General features: G+C 45.2%; 17 protein-coding genes. 8 read left to right on the top strand and 9 right to left on the bottom strand.

Annotated features, from left to right (window positions below; all coding sequences use genetic code 11):
- Positions 1 to 110: 110 nt before the first annotated feature.
- The 4 genes from QUA42_RS05335 to QUA42_RS05320 form a co-directional block, all read right to left on the bottom strand.
- Positions 111 to 785, bottom strand: a complete 675-nt coding sequence (locus QUA42_RS05335) for an acetoacetate decarboxylase family protein (protein WP_333135756.1) — start codon at positions 783 to 785, stop codon at positions 111 to 113.
- 279 nt (positions 786 to 1064) lie between these two features.
- Positions 1065 to 2546: an S-layer homology domain-containing protein gene (locus QUA42_RS05330; protein WP_333135754.1), complete on the bottom strand. Its 1482-nt coding sequence runs from the start codon at positions 2544 to 2546 to the stop codon at positions 1065 to 1067.
- A 162-nt stretch (positions 2547 to 2708) separates the two neighbouring features.
- Entirely contained in the window at positions 2709 to 3695 is a 987-nt protein-coding gene (locus QUA42_RS05325; RefSeq protein WP_333135752.1) for a DUF6263 family protein, read from the bottom strand.
- A 4-nt stretch (positions 3696 to 3699) separates the two neighbouring features.
- Positions 3700 to 4389: a polysaccharide deacetylase family protein gene (locus QUA42_RS05320; RefSeq protein WP_333036612.1), complete on the bottom strand. Its 690-nt coding sequence runs from the start codon at positions 4387 to 4389 to the stop codon at positions 3700 to 3702.
- A 79-nt stretch (positions 4390 to 4468) separates the two neighbouring features.
- On the opposite strand from QUA42_RS05320, the gene QUA42_RS05315 reads away from it, so the two are divergent.
- The 6 genes from QUA42_RS05315 to QUA42_RS05290 all read left to right on the top strand — a co-directional run bounded on the left by QUA42_RS05315 (position 4469) and on the right by QUA42_RS05290 (position 9185).
- On the top strand, positions 4469 to 4636 hold the full coding sequence (locus QUA42_RS05315; RefSeq protein WP_333135750.1) for a DUF433 domain-containing protein: 168 nt from the start codon (positions 4469 to 4471) through the stop codon (positions 4634 to 4636).
- 354 nt (positions 4637 to 4990) lie between these two features.
- Positions 4991 to 5758 (top strand): ChaB family protein, encoded by a 768-nt coding sequence (locus QUA42_RS05310; RefSeq protein WP_333135748.1) that lies wholly within the window; start codon positions 4991 to 4993, stop codon positions 5756 to 5758.
- A 224-nt stretch (positions 5759 to 5982) separates the two neighbouring features.
- Positions 5983 to 6141 (top strand): rubredoxin, encoded by a 159-nt coding sequence (gene rd / locus QUA42_RS05305; protein WP_333036615.1) that lies wholly within the window; start codon positions 5983 to 5985, stop codon positions 6139 to 6141.
- 24 nt (positions 6142 to 6165) lie between these two features.
- Positions 6166 to 7431, top strand: a complete 1266-nt coding sequence (locus tag QUA42_RS05300) for an NAD(P)/FAD-dependent oxidoreductase (RefSeq protein ID WP_445301292.1) — start codon at positions 6166 to 6168, stop codon at positions 7429 to 7431.
- A 179-nt stretch (positions 7432 to 7610) separates the two neighbouring features.
- Positions 7611 to 8279, top strand: a complete 669-nt coding sequence (locus QUA42_RS05295) for a hypothetical protein (RefSeq protein WP_333135745.1) — start codon at positions 7611 to 7613, stop codon at positions 8277 to 8279.
- A 132-nt stretch (positions 8280 to 8411) separates the two neighbouring features.
- Complete coding sequence (locus tag QUA42_RS05290; RefSeq protein ID WP_333135742.1) at positions 8412 to 9185, top strand: class II aldolase/adducin family protein; 774 nt, start codon at positions 8412 to 8414, stop codon at positions 9183 to 9185.
- Positions 9186 to 9296: 111 nt separating this feature from the next.
- On the opposite strand, the gene QUA42_RS05285 is transcribed toward QUA42_RS05290, so the two are convergent.
- The 4 genes from QUA42_RS05285 to QUA42_RS05270 form a co-directional block, all read right to left on the bottom strand.
- Positions 9297 to 10199: an Rpn family recombination-promoting nuclease/putative transposase gene (locus QUA42_RS05285; protein WP_445301291.1), complete on the bottom strand. Its 903-nt coding sequence runs from the start codon at positions 10197 to 10199 to the stop codon at positions 9297 to 9299.
- A 41-nt stretch (positions 10200 to 10240) separates the two neighbouring features.
- Positions 10241 to 10987, bottom strand: coding sequence for a HEAT repeat domain-containing protein (locus tag QUA42_RS05280; protein ID WP_333135740.1), 747 nt, complete (start codon positions 10985 to 10987; stop codon positions 10241 to 10243).
- Between the two features lie 339 nt (positions 10988 to 11326).
- A complete protein-coding gene (locus QUA42_RS05275) occupies positions 11327 to 11863 on the bottom strand; it encodes a GNAT family N-acetyltransferase (RefSeq protein WP_333135738.1) in 537 nt (178 codons plus the stop codon).
- A gap of 4 nt (positions 11864 to 11867) precedes the next feature.
- Positions 11868 to 12071, bottom strand: coding sequence for a hypothetical protein (locus tag QUA42_RS05270; protein ID WP_333036629.1), 204 nt, complete (start codon positions 12069 to 12071; stop codon positions 11868 to 11870).
- A gap of 135 nt (positions 12072 to 12206) precedes the next feature.
- Between QUA42_RS05270 and QUA42_RS05265 the strand changes: the two genes are divergently transcribed.
- Both QUA42_RS05265 and QUA42_RS05260 read left to right on the top strand, forming a co-directional pair.
- Entirely contained in the window at positions 12207 to 13568 is a 1362-nt protein-coding gene (locus QUA42_RS05265; RefSeq protein WP_333135736.1) for a calcium-binding protein, read from the top strand.
- 216 nt (positions 13569 to 13784) lie between these two features.
- Positions 13785 to 15143, top strand: a complete 1359-nt coding sequence (locus tag QUA42_RS05260; protein ID WP_333135734.1) for a calcium-binding protein — start codon at positions 13785 to 13787, stop codon at positions 15141 to 15143.
- A 215-nt stretch (positions 15144 to 15358) separates the two neighbouring features.
- On the opposite strand, the gene QUA42_RS05255 is transcribed toward QUA42_RS05260, so the two are convergent.
- Positions 15359 to 16723: an MFS transporter gene (locus tag QUA42_RS05255; protein WP_333135732.1), complete on the bottom strand. Its 1365-nt coding sequence runs from the start codon at positions 16721 to 16723 to the stop codon at positions 15359 to 15361.
- Positions 16724 to 16783: the final 60 nt, after the last annotated feature.

Below are 16783 nucleotides of genomic sequence, written 5' to 3'. Positions count from 1 at the left end.
GGTAAGTAGCTCAAACTAATACGCGGCGCCAGAAACCCGGCTTCTTCAAGAAACCGGGTTTCTGGCTGTTCTGTTTTTTTAGGTTTACGGCGAAGATCCGCACTTTACAGCTAATAACTGAATTCAACGGCTCGGTTTCCCACAACTTCGGGCGCAGCGACTGTTAAACGCATATCTTCGCAGGCAACTGTTAGCAAGGGCTGACCTAAGTTTAAACTGGCAAAAGGACTTTGTTCTGCCACTTCTAATTCGCCTTTAATCAAACCGATGCGAGATTGTAATCCTCCTTTAAACAACAACAAATTGCTGCGGTCAGCGCTGAAAACATTTCCGCTAAAAGGCAGGGGTAAGGCTAACGTTTGCTTGCTGTAATTGAGGCTGCACAGTTGACGGTTTTCTTGGCGAACTGTGATGCGGTAGCCTAGCGGTGCTGCCTTTACCGAATCGCTGCCTTCCCAACTAAATTGAGCTAATTCTTTAGGAAGCCCCCAAATTTCGCGCCCGCCGGCTACCGAGTTAGGATTGTCTACGTAAATATGGGAAATCCAAGCCCCCCATTTTCCTGCATAATTGACGATCGCGCTAACGACAATTAACTCATTGTACTCCATCACCGAACCCAACCCGTAGGAGGATATATAAATGCCACCTAGGGTTTTTCCTGGCAATAAAGAGACAATTTCTAACTCAGAGGGAACCAAGGGGCGCACTCGTGCCACATCTACCAATTGTAAAGTCTCAACAGCATAACCTTGCAGATTCCAAGGTGCAGATGGATATACCATTTTCAGTGATTAAATTTATGAGATTTTATATTTATTTTAGCTTGGCGCTTCAAAAAGCAACTATTTTTGGTATTTCTTCACAAGTTGTTAGTAATTTACTTTATTTAAACAAATTAATATGTGACGATAAATTTGATGAATAGTTGACGTGGGTTATCTGTTGTATGGGGGCGGGTTTAGTAATATTGTTAGTAGGAATTAGATATTATTCGTAAAACCCGCCCCTACAGATATTATCAGCGTTTATCCGCGTTCATCGGCGGTTAAAAACCTCCTAATCTACTTACTAGCATAACCAGTGCTCACCAAAAACTCCCGCAACTTTCCAAAGAATTGAGTGCGATCGCGTCCTTGATAAACCCTCTCCAACAACTGCCAACCTTCCGCCTCCTGGCCCATGACATACTTGTTCGCCATGAATGCCGCCAACACCCCTTTCACCTCCCCATTTTCACTCAGACGCTTGTTAGATTCCAGCCAAAGCTCAGCAGAATTCGTGTATACTTCCACCGGATACTGTTTGCTAACATCTTGCATTTTACCTTGGCGGTACTGCCAAATTTGCAGCGGAAAGCGAGAATCAGCATAATTTGTAAAAGCCTCGGAAAATCTGCCGTCCAGACTCTTAAACTCTGGGATATCATTTTTGCCAAAATCGACTATTTCGTAACTCACATTGCCCCAGAAATGCTTGATGTGACTGTACTTGTTAGCCCCCGATTCGTAGCGATAAATAAACGAATAATTGCAGCAGCGGACGCCGCTTTTGATTGACACTAAATCTGCCAGCACTTCCGGTTCCTTGTCCCCGTCCAAATCACGGATTCGCAGCGATAAAAAACGTCCTTCTGATATTTCTTCGCGGGCTCTTTGGTCGGGGTTATCTACTAGAGAACGAGTCGGTATCAGCACTGGTTCTTCTAATAAAGTTTTACCGTCGCGGATAATTCTGATGCGGAGATTTTTAGCATTTTCTGCTTCTTTTACGAAAGAAACTTCCGCCCGAACTTTCCCCGCTTCCGAGATTTCTGTTGTTCTCGGCGGGCCGATATTCGCCGGAACTTGGGCAATATATTGGGCAGGCACTAAGGCAGTTTGGCCGGGTTTGGCGATCGCCTGACAGAAAAAAGTTGCGACTTCGGCGCGAGTAACATTCCGAGTAGGTTCTAGCTGTTTAACAGCAGGATAATTGACCACAAGTTGTTTTTCGGCGGCGGCGGCGATCGCACTTCTGGCCAGTTCGGGAATATCCCGCGCATCCTCAAAAGTCGCATCCAAAATCTCAGCCGCCGACCCCGTAGGTGTATATTTCAAGCCGCTGGTTAAAGCTACCAAAGCCTGCCAGCGGGTAATATTCAAAGTAGGGTTAAAGATACTGCCACTGTATCCAGACATAAAACCCGTCTGATAAGCTTCTCGAATTGCTTTAAAACCCCAGTAATTTGTAGGAATATCTGCAAAGTCGATCGGAGCGCGGACGGTTTTGGCATCGGGAAAAGCCATGCGAACCATCGCCGCAAACTCAGCGCGGCTGACGGGGCGATTCGGGCGAAAAGTGCCGTCTTCGTAGTAGCCACTGATGATTTTTTTCTGCGCTAACTCCTCAATGCAAGCTTGCGCCCAATGGTCGTTAACATCCTTAAATTGGGCTTGAGCAAATGCCGGCGCTACATTCAGACCCGGAAACATTAAATTCCCGATGATTATCCCCAGGGCTACCAGTAAACCGATGATAGCTTGCCATCTGTGCGATCGAATCATAGAACAGACTCCTCTACTTACAAATTGGCGATCGAAACTTTCGGAAACTTTTGATAATATCAGGTATATTAACCCGATTTAATACCATTTATTATAAAATTACCGGCGACTAAGGACACGGCAGTGCCGTGTCTCTACTTTTTAGAGTTGGTATAATAAAGCTTACTTCGACTCTAAAGTCATCTCCATCGCCATTTTTGTTGTGATTGTTGATTCTTCTGAGCTGCCAGCATTTTTAACACTCATTTCGCTATTTGAACTAATAGACACACTAGAGCGCAAAGGAATTAATCTATCCAAGCGCCCTGTAACTTTTCCCCTGCCCTGAGAACTAAAAGATTTGAGGCTTAAGGTAGTTCCAGCAGGCAATTGGGGAGAGGTAATATTTTGGGGGTTGGCTTGCTGCTCTATACTTACATTCAGAGACACAACTCCATCTTGCCAGCTATCCAATTCATAGGTAGCAATGTCATTCACATTCATGCCACTGAAATCAGAGGAAGAAGAAACGCGCCATGTGGCTCCTTTTCCGACTGCTTCTGCAGGCAGCGGCGAGGCTAGTTGTTCTAGAGATTTAGACATTTGTCCAACCATTTGTTTGAGGTTGTTGTCAGCTCCTTCGGGCAAAATAATGTCACCTCCTTTATGAAAACCGCGATTGTCCATGATGAAAGAGCCTTTCACTCCCACCATGCTTTTGAGTGCGGAACGCATGGCATCTCGGACGGCTGGTGGCATATTTCCAGTATCGCCGACGATATCTGAGTTAGTATAAGCAAACTCGTAGTGAATATCGCCATTGGGATCAATTTTAGTGACTTTTGTCTCGAAAGTCATCACCGATACTGGAATTTTAGCCCCAGGCGAAGACCGACCGGATGCGGATATTTCCATATCCGTTTTTACGGTCATAACAGTTGTTTCTTTGACATCGATAGCGGGTTTTAAACGCAGTTCCTGTCGTGGTTCCACTCCCGGATTTAGCAGTTCCACTTGCGGGGTTTTCGAGTTGGGGGCAGGCGCGGATACGCCAGGGGCTGGCTGCTGCACTACAAGTGGAGTTTCCGCGCTTAGGGAAGCAGGAGAAAGCTCGATCGCCCATCCGGCACTTACCAAACAAAGAGATGCAATAAACTGTCTTTTTTTCATTAACTTAATTTCCTGTTATTTGAATGTTGGTCTGTTCCCACAGTCTATCGACTGTCACAAATTTGTAACCTTTGTACAAAAGCAATGGAATTATTTTATCCGCCGAAGCAGCAACATCTTCACCGCCGCAATATCCGTCGTGCAGTACAATAATTGATCCGTTTTCTGTTTGCTGCACGATGCGACTAATAACTTTCCTCACCCCCGGTCGCACCCAATCTTCTGGGACGACACTCCACATTACAGGGCGATATTCCCACTGTTGCAATAACTCTAATGTTCGCGGCGTAAAAATGCCGTTGGGTGGCCGCACGTCCAGGATTAATTGTGGGTCTAAATCGCAAGCTTTGGCAATTGCTTTCTGCGTGTCTTCTAAACTTTGTTTGAGCTCGTGGGTTTTTAGTTTGGGAAACGATATATGCTGATAGCCGTGGAGGCCGATCCAGTGTCCGCGATCGTACACTTCTTTAGCCGTTTCTGGATGCCTGTCCACGCAAAAACCTAGCCAGAAAAAACTAGCTTTGATGTCGTATTTATCTAAAATTTTTAACAGTTGAGGTGTGTGCTGACGGTGCGGCCCGTCGTCAAATGTGAGGGCGATCTCTCGGCTGTTGATATCTCCAGTCCACAGACATCTGGGAAAAGCAGATTTGAGGATGGGATGAACGACAGGAAACAGGGGTGCTAATGGCATTGATTAACCTTGATAAATGCGATCGGGTAGAAATGAAGCTGCGTTACAATAAAATAAAGTTAACTTAATCTAGGTAAAGATGACAACTACCGTTGAGATTGGAACGCTAATTGTCAGCACGCCGGGAACTTGCGGCACCCACCCGCGCATCGCCCAAACCCGAATTACCGTAAAAAATATTGCTATTGATGTTAATGCTAGGCTGACTCCAGAACAAATCATTGATCAAAAACCGCACTTGACTTGATCAAAAACACAAATTTATGGTTTACTAGCCTATTCTTTGGCGAATCAAGACAAACTCGACGCGGATATAGCAGCATAAAAGGCTGATTTTGAGTCCGGAACATCTGAATACATAATCCAACTCAAACCGTTAAAAGAGAATATAATCATAATATTAGTAAGGTTATATGAGAGGTTAATAACTATCTGTAATATATGAGTAATCACTCCTTAAAAAATCTCTTAAGTCTTTTGATAGAGCCTCAAACTATATCCCATTAATCGACCTCTATCTCGGGGTCGATGCGCTTACCCTACAGTGTCTTCCTATACTAAGAAATAGCACAGCTAATCTACCAATTATCAAGGAGGAACAATGACCGAGGAATATTTAGCCGAACGCACAGTTTCAGCCGTATTTAAGGAAGAAGAACAATTAGACGGTGTAATTCGGCGGTTGCTCGATCGCGGAGTTTCCCGCGACCACATCTCAGTAATGGGAAAAAACTTTCAATCTAAAACTAAAATTGCCGGCTTTATTACTAAAAAAGATGTGATATTAGGCGGTCTGCGAAGCGGGGCGATTTTTGGTTCCTTATTCGGTTCTTTTTTGGGTTTGCTAACAGGCGTCGGCGTGCTGTTTATTCCCTTTGTCGGTGCAGTAGTATCGGCGGGCCCGTTGGGTGCGGTACTGTTGGGTGCTGCTAGCGGGGCGATCGCAGGTTCGGCCGGTGCGGGTCTAGTTTCGGCTTTGGTCGCTTTGGGAATGCCGGAAGACAAAGCAACTATCTATCAAACCCGCGTTGAAGCAGGCGAATTTCTCGTGATGGCAGAAGTTCCCGCAGATAAATCGGGCGAATTTCAACTCTTGCTAGAAAGTGCAGGTGGCGAAGAAGTTTCAGTTAGCGAAATGACGCTGCCGCGCGCCGTCAAAGGCCGCTGCAATAGTCCGGCAGACTTGTCTCCAGAAGTGCGATCGCACCTGTCGGAAGCTGCTCAAAAAACCTTTATGGAATCCTACAACGCCGCATTTGACGAAAGCAACGACTCGATACAAGCGGAACACACCGCTTGGAATGCCATTCACCAGCAGTATGAAGAAGATGAAAACGGCGTTTGGACTAAGCCTTTAGCAAAAGTCTAGTCTTCCAATCGCAGCAAACTAATAAAAAATACGATCAAGCCTCTAGAACTGCGGTTCTGGAGGCTTTGACGATTTTAGATTTTAGATTTGAAGATGGTGCAAAACTTAATTCGTAAAGACTTGGGAATTACAGAAAGTCTCATTACTTTTTGAAAGTGGTATTGCACTAGGTTGCGTTGTCAAGTACAATCTATAGGCTTACAATAAAAAATTGAGTTAAGCAAATGCAAAAATACGTTTGTACAGTTTGCAATTACGTCTACGATCCAGCAGAAGGCGACCCCGACGGAGGCATAGCTCCCGGTACTGCCTTTGAAGATATCCCCGACGATTGGGTTTGTCCCACTTGCGGGGCGGCAAAATCCGATTTTGAACCAGAATAAGCGAGAAAAAATTTGTCCGATCGAATTCTCAAAATTACAGTCATAGGTGGCGGTGCTGCGGGTTTTTTTAGTGCAATTACCTGTGCCAAAACCTACCCGCAGGCCCGCGTCACTTTACTAGAAGCTGGCCGGCAACTCCTGGCAAAAGTTCGCATCTCTGGCGGCGGGCGCTGCAATGTGACTCACGCTTGTTTTGATCCCGGTGTTTTAGTGCAGAATTACCCCAGAGGAGGGAAAGCTCTGCGCGGTGCTTTTACTCGATTTCAACCCCGCGATACTGTAGAATGGTTTGCCGGTCACGGTGTGAAGTTGAAAACCGAAGAAGACGGGCGAATGTTTCCGATCACCGACGATTCGGGGACAATTGTTAACTGTTTGATTCGGGCTGCTGAGGATGCAGGCGTGAAAATTTGCACGGGTGATGCAGTCGTTTCAGTAAAGAAATTAACGGGCAACACCGCAGAGGGCGAACAGGGGGGCACCGCCCCTACGTTTGAAATTGAGTTGAAATCCGGGGAGAAATTGAAGTGCGATCGCATTCTTCTCGCTACAGGCAGCAATCCGTCGGGTTATAAGTGGGCAAAAGAGTTAGGTAATACTGTAGAACTGCCCGTTCCTTCTCTATTTACTTTTAATATTTCCGACAGCAGAATCAAAGATTTAGCCGGAATTTCTGTTCCTAATGCTAAGGTGAAATTGCCGGGGGCTAAATTAGAACAAAGCGGGCCTTTGCTAATTACTCACTGGGGTTTAAGCGGGCCTGCTGTACTCAAACTTTCGGCTTGGGGTGCGAGATTTTTGCACGATCGCCATTATAAAACATCTGTACTGATTAATTGGCTTCCCCAGTACAATGCGGAAGTTTTGCGGCAGCAACTGCTAGCAGTTAAGTCGCAGTTGTCGCACCGATTGATTGTCTCTAGCTGTCCGTTTCCGGTGCCGCGCCGCCTCTGGGAACGCTTGACAAGTTCGATCGGCATTGATGAGCAAAAACGCTGGGCAGACTTATCTAACAAAATCCTCGATCGCCTCCTCCTAGAACTCGTTCAAGGCGAATATCAGATTGCCGGAAAAGGCGCATTTAAAGAAGAGTTCGTCACCTGCGGCGGTGTCAACCTCAAAGAAGTCGATTTTAAAACAATGGAAAGCCGCCGCTGTCCCGGACTTTTCTTTGCTGGCGAAATCTTGGATATCGACGGTGTGACGGGCGGTTTCAACTTCCAAAGTGCCTGGACTACAGCGTGGTTGGCCGGGCTGGCGATCGGCAAACCATCCGATTTTAGATTTTAGATTTTAGATTTTAAATTGGGGAATATTTGCTCTGTAAAGGTTTGGGAGTTACGATCGCCCGTTCTGCTTGCCTGTATTAAATTTTGTGTTATTTTTGACAGAAGGCGCACCAAATGTGTGTCAACTTCAGCTTGTAGACACAATTCGCAGTTTTGCGGAGTTAACATCGGGGAAGACAGATGAAAAACTTGAATCTAAAAACCCTAAAGTTCGATCGCAACCTTGACAGCCAAGTTGACTCACCTTTCATCGAAAACAATGGCTTGCTGGAATTCAACCCCAAATTTATCACTCCCGAATTTTTAACAACCTGGACGTTTGAAACACACCTGTACGACGAACAAGTGGCGATCGACCATTTTGTCATCACATTTCCCAGCCGCACCGAACTCGAAAACTACGCCGCATCTTTCCGCCCCTTCGGTGCCAAAATTGTCGAAGGCCCCGACTTATTCCCGATTAACTTTTGTGCGGGAAACATTAACGTTCCCTCCGATTTGTGGCTGCATTTAATGACCTTATTAATGCCAGCGGGCGGCTTAGTAGTATTAGATGCGCCCCACGCAGTCGGCGACCAAAAAAACCGTTTCCAGGAAGAAAGAGGATTAGCAGCAGTTCACCACGTCGCGATTCGAGTCGAAAACGTGCAGAATGCTGCTACAATATGGCAAAATAAAAACTTTAAACCGCTATCAGAGCGTCCTCTAGACTACGGCTCATTAACTCAGTGGTTTCTGCAAAACCCCGCCGGACAAATTCTAGAATTAATAGAACGTCGCCCCGGCAATAACGCCACCTTCGACTGCAAAAACATCGCAGGTTTGCGCCTTAGTGAAGTCGCAGTTTAGTAGGGCAGGCAAGATGCCGCCCCCACAGTTCCCAATTCAAATTTCCCAATTCAAAATTTATCTCGTTCCCAGTCTCTGACTGGGAATGCCGATTCGGAGGCTCTGCCTCCTGTCTTTTCACTAATAAAATATATGGTTGCAATAAAAATCCCCAAAGTCACTTTTCAACCCCCAACATTTAACTCACTTGAAGAAGAACGCCGCCACCGCAAACAACGTTTAGCCGCCGCATTCCGATTATTTGCCCGCTTCGGATTTAGCGAAGGAATTGCCGGACACATCACAGTCCGCGACCCCGAACACCTAGACCATTTCTGGGTCAATTCTTTTGGAATGCACTTTAGTTTAATTCGAGTCAGCGACCTAATTTTAGTCAACCACAAAGGCGACGTTGTTGAAGGAAATAAACCCGTAAACGAAGCAGCATTTGCCATTCATTCCCAAGTGCACAGCGCCCGCCCCGACGTAATCGCAGCAGCGCACGCTCATTCTCCCTACGGCAAAAGTTGGTCGAGTTTGGGCCGCCTGCTTGACCCGCTGACGCAAGATGCTTGTTCTTTTTATGAAGACCAAGCTTTATTTGACGATTACACCGGAGTTGTTTTGGAAATCGAAGAAGCTAAACGCATCGCCAAAACTTTAGGTGAGAAAAAAGCTATTATTTTACAAAATCACGGACTGTTAACAGTAGGTCAAACAGTAGATGAAGCAGCTTGGTGGTTTATTGCAATGGAACGTTCTTGTCAAGCGCAGTTAATGGCCGAAGCCGCGGGAAAACCCATTCTCATCAAGCCAGAATGTGCGCGTTTAACACAGCAGCAAGTAGGATCTCACCGGATGGGATGGTTTAGCTTTCAACCGCTTTATGACATGATAGTGCGCCGGGAACCCGACCTATTAGATTAGGAACTAGGCGGTTGAAATCGCTAGTACACAAACACCGTCTGCCTGCAGCGAATAAAGAATGAAGGGGGTATTAAAGCCTGATTTAGTATCAGGAGTGCAAAAGTTATAAATTTATGTTGACACCGATTCAAGCCAAGCTATCAAATCCTCTTGACTGGTAAAATCTAACAATATTTCTCCTAAATCATCTAATTGTTCGAGAGATAGCTGCTGGATGCGAGTTTGAATTTCCGGCGAAATTTCACCAGTGCGGCGCGCAATTTGACGGAGAATTAATGCTATCTGACCCTCTATTATGCCTTCTTTGCGGCTTTTAATAATAGCACCGCGCTGGTCTTCAAAAAATATTTCCCGCTTTTCTAATTCCTCTAATTCCTTAAGGGTTAAATTAGTTCTGCTGGCGATGGAAAAAGCTGTTTGAATTTCTGGTATTGATGCAAATTTTTCGTGAATTTCCTCGAATAGAGGAGCATTTTTGATAAAATAAATCCAGCTTTGAATTATGTTTTCGACTTGTTCTAGTTCTTTGTTAAACTTGGGCAGTTCGACAAACACTAATTCGATTTCTCGGTTATAATACTCGAAGTTTTCTTCTAGTTCTTTAAATACAAAATGAGTGAGAAACTTTTCGGTATTTTCAAACAAAATAAAATCAGTAATTGTTAAAGCAATCAGAGGATTTAATTTAGAGTATCCTTCCCTGGGTCTGAGTTGAGTTGCGTAGGTTTTGGCGGCATTGTACACTACCCGTTTAGTAAAAGCTTCTACATTTATTACCTGCATTTCGATAATCACAGTTTTGTTGCCTGTAATTTTTGCTTTAACATCTAGGTAAGTGTCTTTTAATCCAGTAACGCTCGCCGCGGCGTAAGGGTCAATAATTTCTAAGTCTTCAATGGTTGGCTGTGCGTCATAGAGCATAGCATTGAGGAAGCTAATCAAAATGTCTTTGCTCTGGGGCGAAGCAAAGATTTTTTTGAAACCAAATTCTGTCTTAGGATTGATGAAATTGATAATTGGGAATTAGTAAGTGGTGTTTAAGTGTGGTAATGATATCACAAAAGTCCTTCCATTTCTAAATCTTCAATAATCTGCAATCCGCGCGGGTCGCCGACTCGCAAGAGCGAAGATTTAGAATCTTCCCGCACGCCCATATCTTCATCTTCTTCTAAAGCTTCAATCAAACCGTCGATCGCCCCAGCGTACACTATATTATTCGGCAATTCGCGTGCCAGTTGCCCGATCGCCCAAGCGCAGTTGCTCCGCACAGCAGACACAACATCTCCCCGCAGCGCTTCAATCAACGGTGGAATCGCAGCAATCACCACATAGTAACCAACTTTTGCCATTTGACCCAGAGAACTCGCCGCCCACAAACGCACCGCCGAAATATCAGTTTTCAGAGCATCAATTAAAGATGGCAAAGCGCGGTGGTCGTTGCAATTTCCCAAGGCCCAAACTACCCCCTTGCGAACGTAACCGTTCCAATCGCGGTTAAGTTGAAGAATCAGCGGTTCCACAGCATCGGGACTCGGATTTCGCCCCAAAGCATAAGCCGCGCTCACTCGCACCAAGGGGCAACCGTCTCTCAATAAATTAATTAAATGCGAAATTGCTCGATCGTCCTGCAGTTCGCAAAAAGCCCGCGCCGCAATCATCCGGTGCTGAGGTTCTGGGGATTCCAGCAAAGGCAGCATTTCCTCGGGATCTGGCAGCGGGGGTTCGGATTCGTCAAATTGATCCAAAGGGCTTTCCAGTTCCGTATCACTATCAAGGGCGTTGGAGTAGTCGTTATTGTTCATAAAAAAACTTTACCGTACAGAGGATGCTCCTAAGCAACTCACTCAGCAGTCAGCAGCCAGCAGTCAATAATTGTAGGGTGCGCGCGCAGTACCTTACTACTGAGATATTGCACCATTGTCAGCAACAGGCTTTCCGGCCTGTTCCACAAGAAAATTTATCTTTTGTGGGACAGGCCGGAAAGCCTGTTCATAAAAGGCTAATTGAGAATGGTGCAACATATGAGTTACTACAAAGGAATATCTCTGCTGCTACTTAAGTTTGTAGTTGAGGACTTCAGTCCTCATTAGTTGGATGAATCAGGACTTTAGCCCTGATTCCAAACCAGTAGAATTTATATTTCAAAGGGATTTGAGCATCGAGAAGGAATGAGTTTGATAGCCTAATTTTTGATAGAGATTCACCGCAGGCTGATTGCTCACAAATACTTGCAAACCAATTTGCCGATCGCCTCTTTCCCGCGCCCAATTTTCAGCATGAATAACTAAAGCTGCACCGAGCCCCAGACGGCGATGTTCCGGTGCTACGTACAGCAAAAAAATGTGAGCGTAGCGTTCTCCGGTGGTTTGGTCGATCGCATTTCCCAACCACAAACATCCGACAACCGATGTCAGATTTTGGGCTTGAGATTGGGGATTGAGATACTGCGAGGGAAGCGCCGGCAAAATTTCTGCCTCTTCCTGGGTGTTTTTCTGGCACTCTACCCACCAAACCGGCGTCTGGTTAGAAAAATACTGCTCGACAGTTTGAGCCAAATGTCCCAATTCCCCATCCGGGTAAAGCTCTTGGTAAGTCCGGTGCATAAACTTTACCAGTTTTGCCCGATCGAGTCCCGATCCTGAGCGCAGCAGGTAGCCCGGTAGTAGTTGAGCAGACATCAGCTCAGCGGACACGAAAAGCGGAATAATTTAGCCCCAAGAAAATTGGATTCACTACTGCCGCTTGCTTTTGGGGGATCGCTTCCTCAATCGGTGCGGGGGCAGCCATGTCACCAGGCAAAAAGATGCGAGCACTGACTGCTACCAGAGCCGCGAAAAATACTAATACCGCTATCAATGGAGCAATGTATTGACGAATGATACCCATAACCGCAAAAACTTAATTCTTGAGTTGATATTATCAAGTGTACCATACAAATCTTGTCAGCTATAATTGCTACCATTGGACAATTAGCTCAACATTGAGCGATCGCAAATACCAACAAACAGAAAATATAATATTATGAGTGCCTCGCCTGCTGTTTATGAAGCTCTAGCTAAATCAATTGTTTTTTTGAATCAAAAGCCGAGCGCGCAAAATCAAGTTTCGACTTTCCTAGATACTAATGGCTACTATATCGATCGCATATTCGACGACCCAGAAACAAACTTTTATGCGATCGGATTCGGTTCATCCAATCCCGAAAACCCGCCCGCCCTGGTATTTAAAGGTACAGACTTCATCGACGGCGACGCTATCTTTTCCGACTCGCGGGACATTGGTTTACCTGAATTTGAAAAGAACAAAGATAATATCAAAAATTGGCTCACAGAAATCGGTCAAAATACTGGTAAAAACCCCAGCAAATTATTGCCCGATGTCATCGGGCACAGTTGGGGCGGAGCTGTCGCTCAAATTGTAGCAACCGAATACACATCTCTGACCGGCGATATCTTTACTTTCAACTCTCCGGGAGTATCAGTGAGTACATTTAACACTTTTCGGAGAAATCTCAGCAGGGCAGGCAACAAAAATGTCACTCACTACATTGCCAGCGGAGATGTAGTCAGCTTGTTTGGCGAAGCATTTATCCCGGGTAAAGTATTTATCCAAAGTTTTACAGATCCGAGTATTAATCCCTTAACTGTTTTGGCAAAACATCGAACTGAAAATTTGTTAACTACTCCGCCCGTCGGTTTTTTGCAGAGGCAAATTTCCGTAGAACAATTAAACAGTTCTGAATTTACTTATAACAACGATTCAGATTTTAACGAGTTTATAGCTGCGATGAATTTGGCCCTGCCCAATGTGTCAGTAGCGATCAGAAGCAGAGGCGGTGCAGAGAGTGTGAGAACAGCGCCAGAATTTTCTTTTGTGCAGTTGATCAGAGAAATGCAATACGGTTTAGCTCCCTTACAACCGAATTATTTATCAGGCGACGCTCGCAACAATACTGCTACGGGGGGCCCTGGAGAGGATACAGTTATCGGCAACGGCGGTAACGATACTCTCAGAGGCAATCGAGGTAATGACAGCATCACCGGTGGTGATGGCGACGATTTCTTGTACGGCGGCAGAGATAACGATTATTTCGAGGGCGGCGACGGAAACGATTTGGTTTCCGGCGAGTTTGGCAACGATTTTTTAATTGGTGGTGCGGGGCGCGATCGCTTTGTATTGGAATCCGGCGGCGGCGCAGATGTGATTTTAGATTTTCAAGATAGTGAAGATTTAATTACCCTGTCGCGGGGTCTAACTTTTCCTCAAATTAGAGTAACCCAAGGTGGTGACGGAGCTTTAATTACTATCCCGGTTACTGGGGAAATTCTTGCTACTCTCAGAGGCGTAGTGGCAAGCGATATTACGCGGGTAGATTTTGTATAGCTTTAGGGTGCTCAAAATTTGTATTTTTGGTGGCGCTAAACCTGCCTGGGTTTTGTAGCGATAGTGTTTTTTTTGTATTAAAAAATCTCTCTCACTTTGCCACTAAAAAGTTACTAAAAATGACCAATTAATATGGTCAATAAACGAAGTTTATAGTAAACTTAGTTAAGTAGCTTAAAAACTAATTCCCCCTCAAAAGACAGGAAATAAAAAAATATGCCCTCCTCCCCCGCGGCTTACGAAACTATAGCCAAGCAACTTGTTTACATAGATGACGATCCCGAGTTTCAAACTGTAGTTCAAACAGGCTTGAATGCTGGTGGCTATCAAATCGATCGCACCTTTGACGATCCCGGAACTGGATTTCACGCGATCGGCTTAATTTCCACTACCCCAGACAAACCGCCGGTTTTGGTAGTTCGTGGCACCGACTCGCCCGTAGACGATATTGCCAACGCAGACCCGCGCGGCGCCGGTTTCAACCAATTTGAAGCCAACAAACAAGCATTAGGAAATTGGTTGACAGAAATCAGTCAAGATACAGCCAAAAACCCCAGCCGCTTGCCACCAGACCTTCTCGGACACAGCTTGGGCGGCGCCATAACGCAACTAGCCGCCACTGAATTTACCTCTACTATCGGAGATGTTGTCACCTTCAATTCTCCCGGAGTTGATCAGACCACCGTCAATACATTTAAGCAGAAAGTCGGCGCCGGAAAAAATGTAACTCACTACATAGTTAGCGGCGACTTTGTTAGTTTGGGAGGAGAAGCTTTTCTCCCGGGAAAAGTAGTTCTTCACACATTTACTAACCCGATTATCAACCCGCTACTTGTCTTGGACAAGCACACCCAAAGCGGTTTGTTAACTGCTCCTCCTCCAGGCTTGACTCAGGCAGAAATCTCTGTAGACCAGTTGAACCGCCCTGATTTCACTTTCACAGATTCAGATTATTTAGAACTGTTAGCTGGCTTAGACTTTGCACTGCCTGCCTTGGGAACATCGCTGGAATCGCGCAGCAGTTTAGAACAATTAAGAACCGCTCCGGGAAGCTCCTTTTTAGCAAACGTTGTGGCAATGAAAACTGCTCTCGATCTATCCCAAATTAATAATTTAGTAGGCGACGATGCCAACAATATAGCATCAGGTTTGGCAGCGGACGATATTATCACTGGCAATGGGGGAAACGACACTCTCAGCGGCAACAAAGGCAACGATATTATCAGCGGTGGCAGCGGCAACGATCTGCTATTAGGTGGCAAAGGGGATGACAATTTGAACGGGGCAGAAGGAGACGATACACTCATTGGCGCAGCGGGTGCGGATCTCTTAATCAGTGGCGCTGGACGCGACGTATTAGTGTTAGGAGCAGGTGCCGGTACAGATACACTTGTAGACTTTCAAAAGGGTCAAGATTTAATCGGTTTGAGCGGAGGTTTGACCTTCAACCAAGTCAGAGTTACTCCAGGGGATTTTATAACGACGATTGAACTAGCCCGTAATGGCGAAGTTCTTGCCAGTATTCCTGGCATTCCAAGTAGTCCGCTAACAGCTAGTGATTTTATTGCGATTTAGTTGGCGGCTGGCAATACAGATATTCGTTAAGGACACAACAATGTTGTGTCCTTATTTTATCTTAGGAAAACAAACACCGACAATTTATACTCTGCCATGATTAAAAATATCAATATTCCTCCAACGGCGGGTTAATCGAAATCTCGAAAAAAAAGTGCAGACATTCGTAAACCCGCCCCGCCCGGCTCTTATAATTATAGCGATCGCACTTGATATTAATCGAAATCGTCCAGTCCAGGTCTGGGCATGGATGCTAATTTTTTCTCATCTTCTAGGGGCAGAAAGAAAATCGTCAGCATACCGGGAATCACAGCCAGCGCGCTCATCAAAAAATAATTTTGATAGCCGAGATTCGCCTGCAAGTAGCCGCTGAAAACGCCCGGAATCAGCACTCCTGCGGCCATAAAAGCCGTTGTAATTGCATAGTGAGATGCTTCGTATTCAGGGCGGACAGTCCGCATCAAGAACACTGTATAGGCAGCTACGCCAAGTCCGTAAGTAAATTGCTCGATCGAATTTACGGCATAAGCCCATTCAATCCCCGGTTGATTTATTGCCAACAGCCAATACAGCACGTTAGTCGAATTTTGCAGAATTGCCGTCGGCCACATCCATTTTTTCAATCCTTGTTTGGCAATCAAATAGCCGCCCAGCAACCCTCCTATTAACAAAAACATTACCCCTAAAGTACCGGATAATAAGCCCATATCCGACGTAGAAACTGCTAATCCTCCTTTCTCAACTTTATCCATTAAAAATGGCGGAGCCATTTTAAAAGTCAAGGCATCGCCCAAGCGAAAAATCAAAACGTAAGCCACAATCCAACCTATTTTATCTTGCTGAAAATAGGTTTTGAATGCTTCGATAAAGCTGGTTCTTTGTTGGGGGGTATCGGATTCCAAATCGTAATTTCTCGGATAGGGAAGATACCACCGCTGAAAAAGATATATCAGCACAAAAATAACCGCACAAATGCCAAAGGCTGTCGCCCATCCGTAGTTAAGCGCAGACACGCTAAAATCGGAACCGAAAAGTGACAGTGGAATGTTTTGATAGATTTTGGTGTCGCCTGTATTTCCGGTGACTAAATGGTTTTCGGCCAGTTTCCCGGCTAAGAACACCAATAAACCGCTACCGGCAATGACAGCACCTCTATAAGCCGTGTTGCGAACCCCGACAAATAGTGCTTGTTGGTCTTTATTGAGAGTGTTTAAATAAAATCCGTCAATAGCGATGTCGTGAGTAGCTGATACAAATGCGATCGCCGTAAAGATAACAAGCGATATAATAATCGGTGCCGGCGTTAATACGCCAAAAGCTAGGAAAGCAAACAGAAAAGCACAAATGATTTCGGTTGCTAAAATCCATTTGCGTTTGGTGGAATACAAATCAACAACTGGCCCCCACAAACCTTTTAAAACCCAAGGAAAAGACAACAGACTTGTCAATCCGATGAGTTCGTTGCTGGTTCCCATACCTTTCAAAAAAATCACCGACATTAAATTAACGACGGTGTAAGGGAGACCTTGAGCGAAGTATAATACTGATACCCACAATCCAGCGTTATGCTTTTTTTCCATTGCAGAGATATTTTACCTAGTTACTTATTTGATTTACTGAGTGCGATCGACAATTCCGGT

It is taken from the genome of Microcoleus sp. Pol11C2 (genome assembly GCF_036701505.1).
Taxonomy (GTDB): domain Bacteria; phylum Cyanobacteriota; class Cyanobacteriia; order Cyanobacteriales; family Microcoleaceae; genus Microcoleus.
This window is presented reverse-complemented; position numbering and strand designations above follow the sequence as displayed.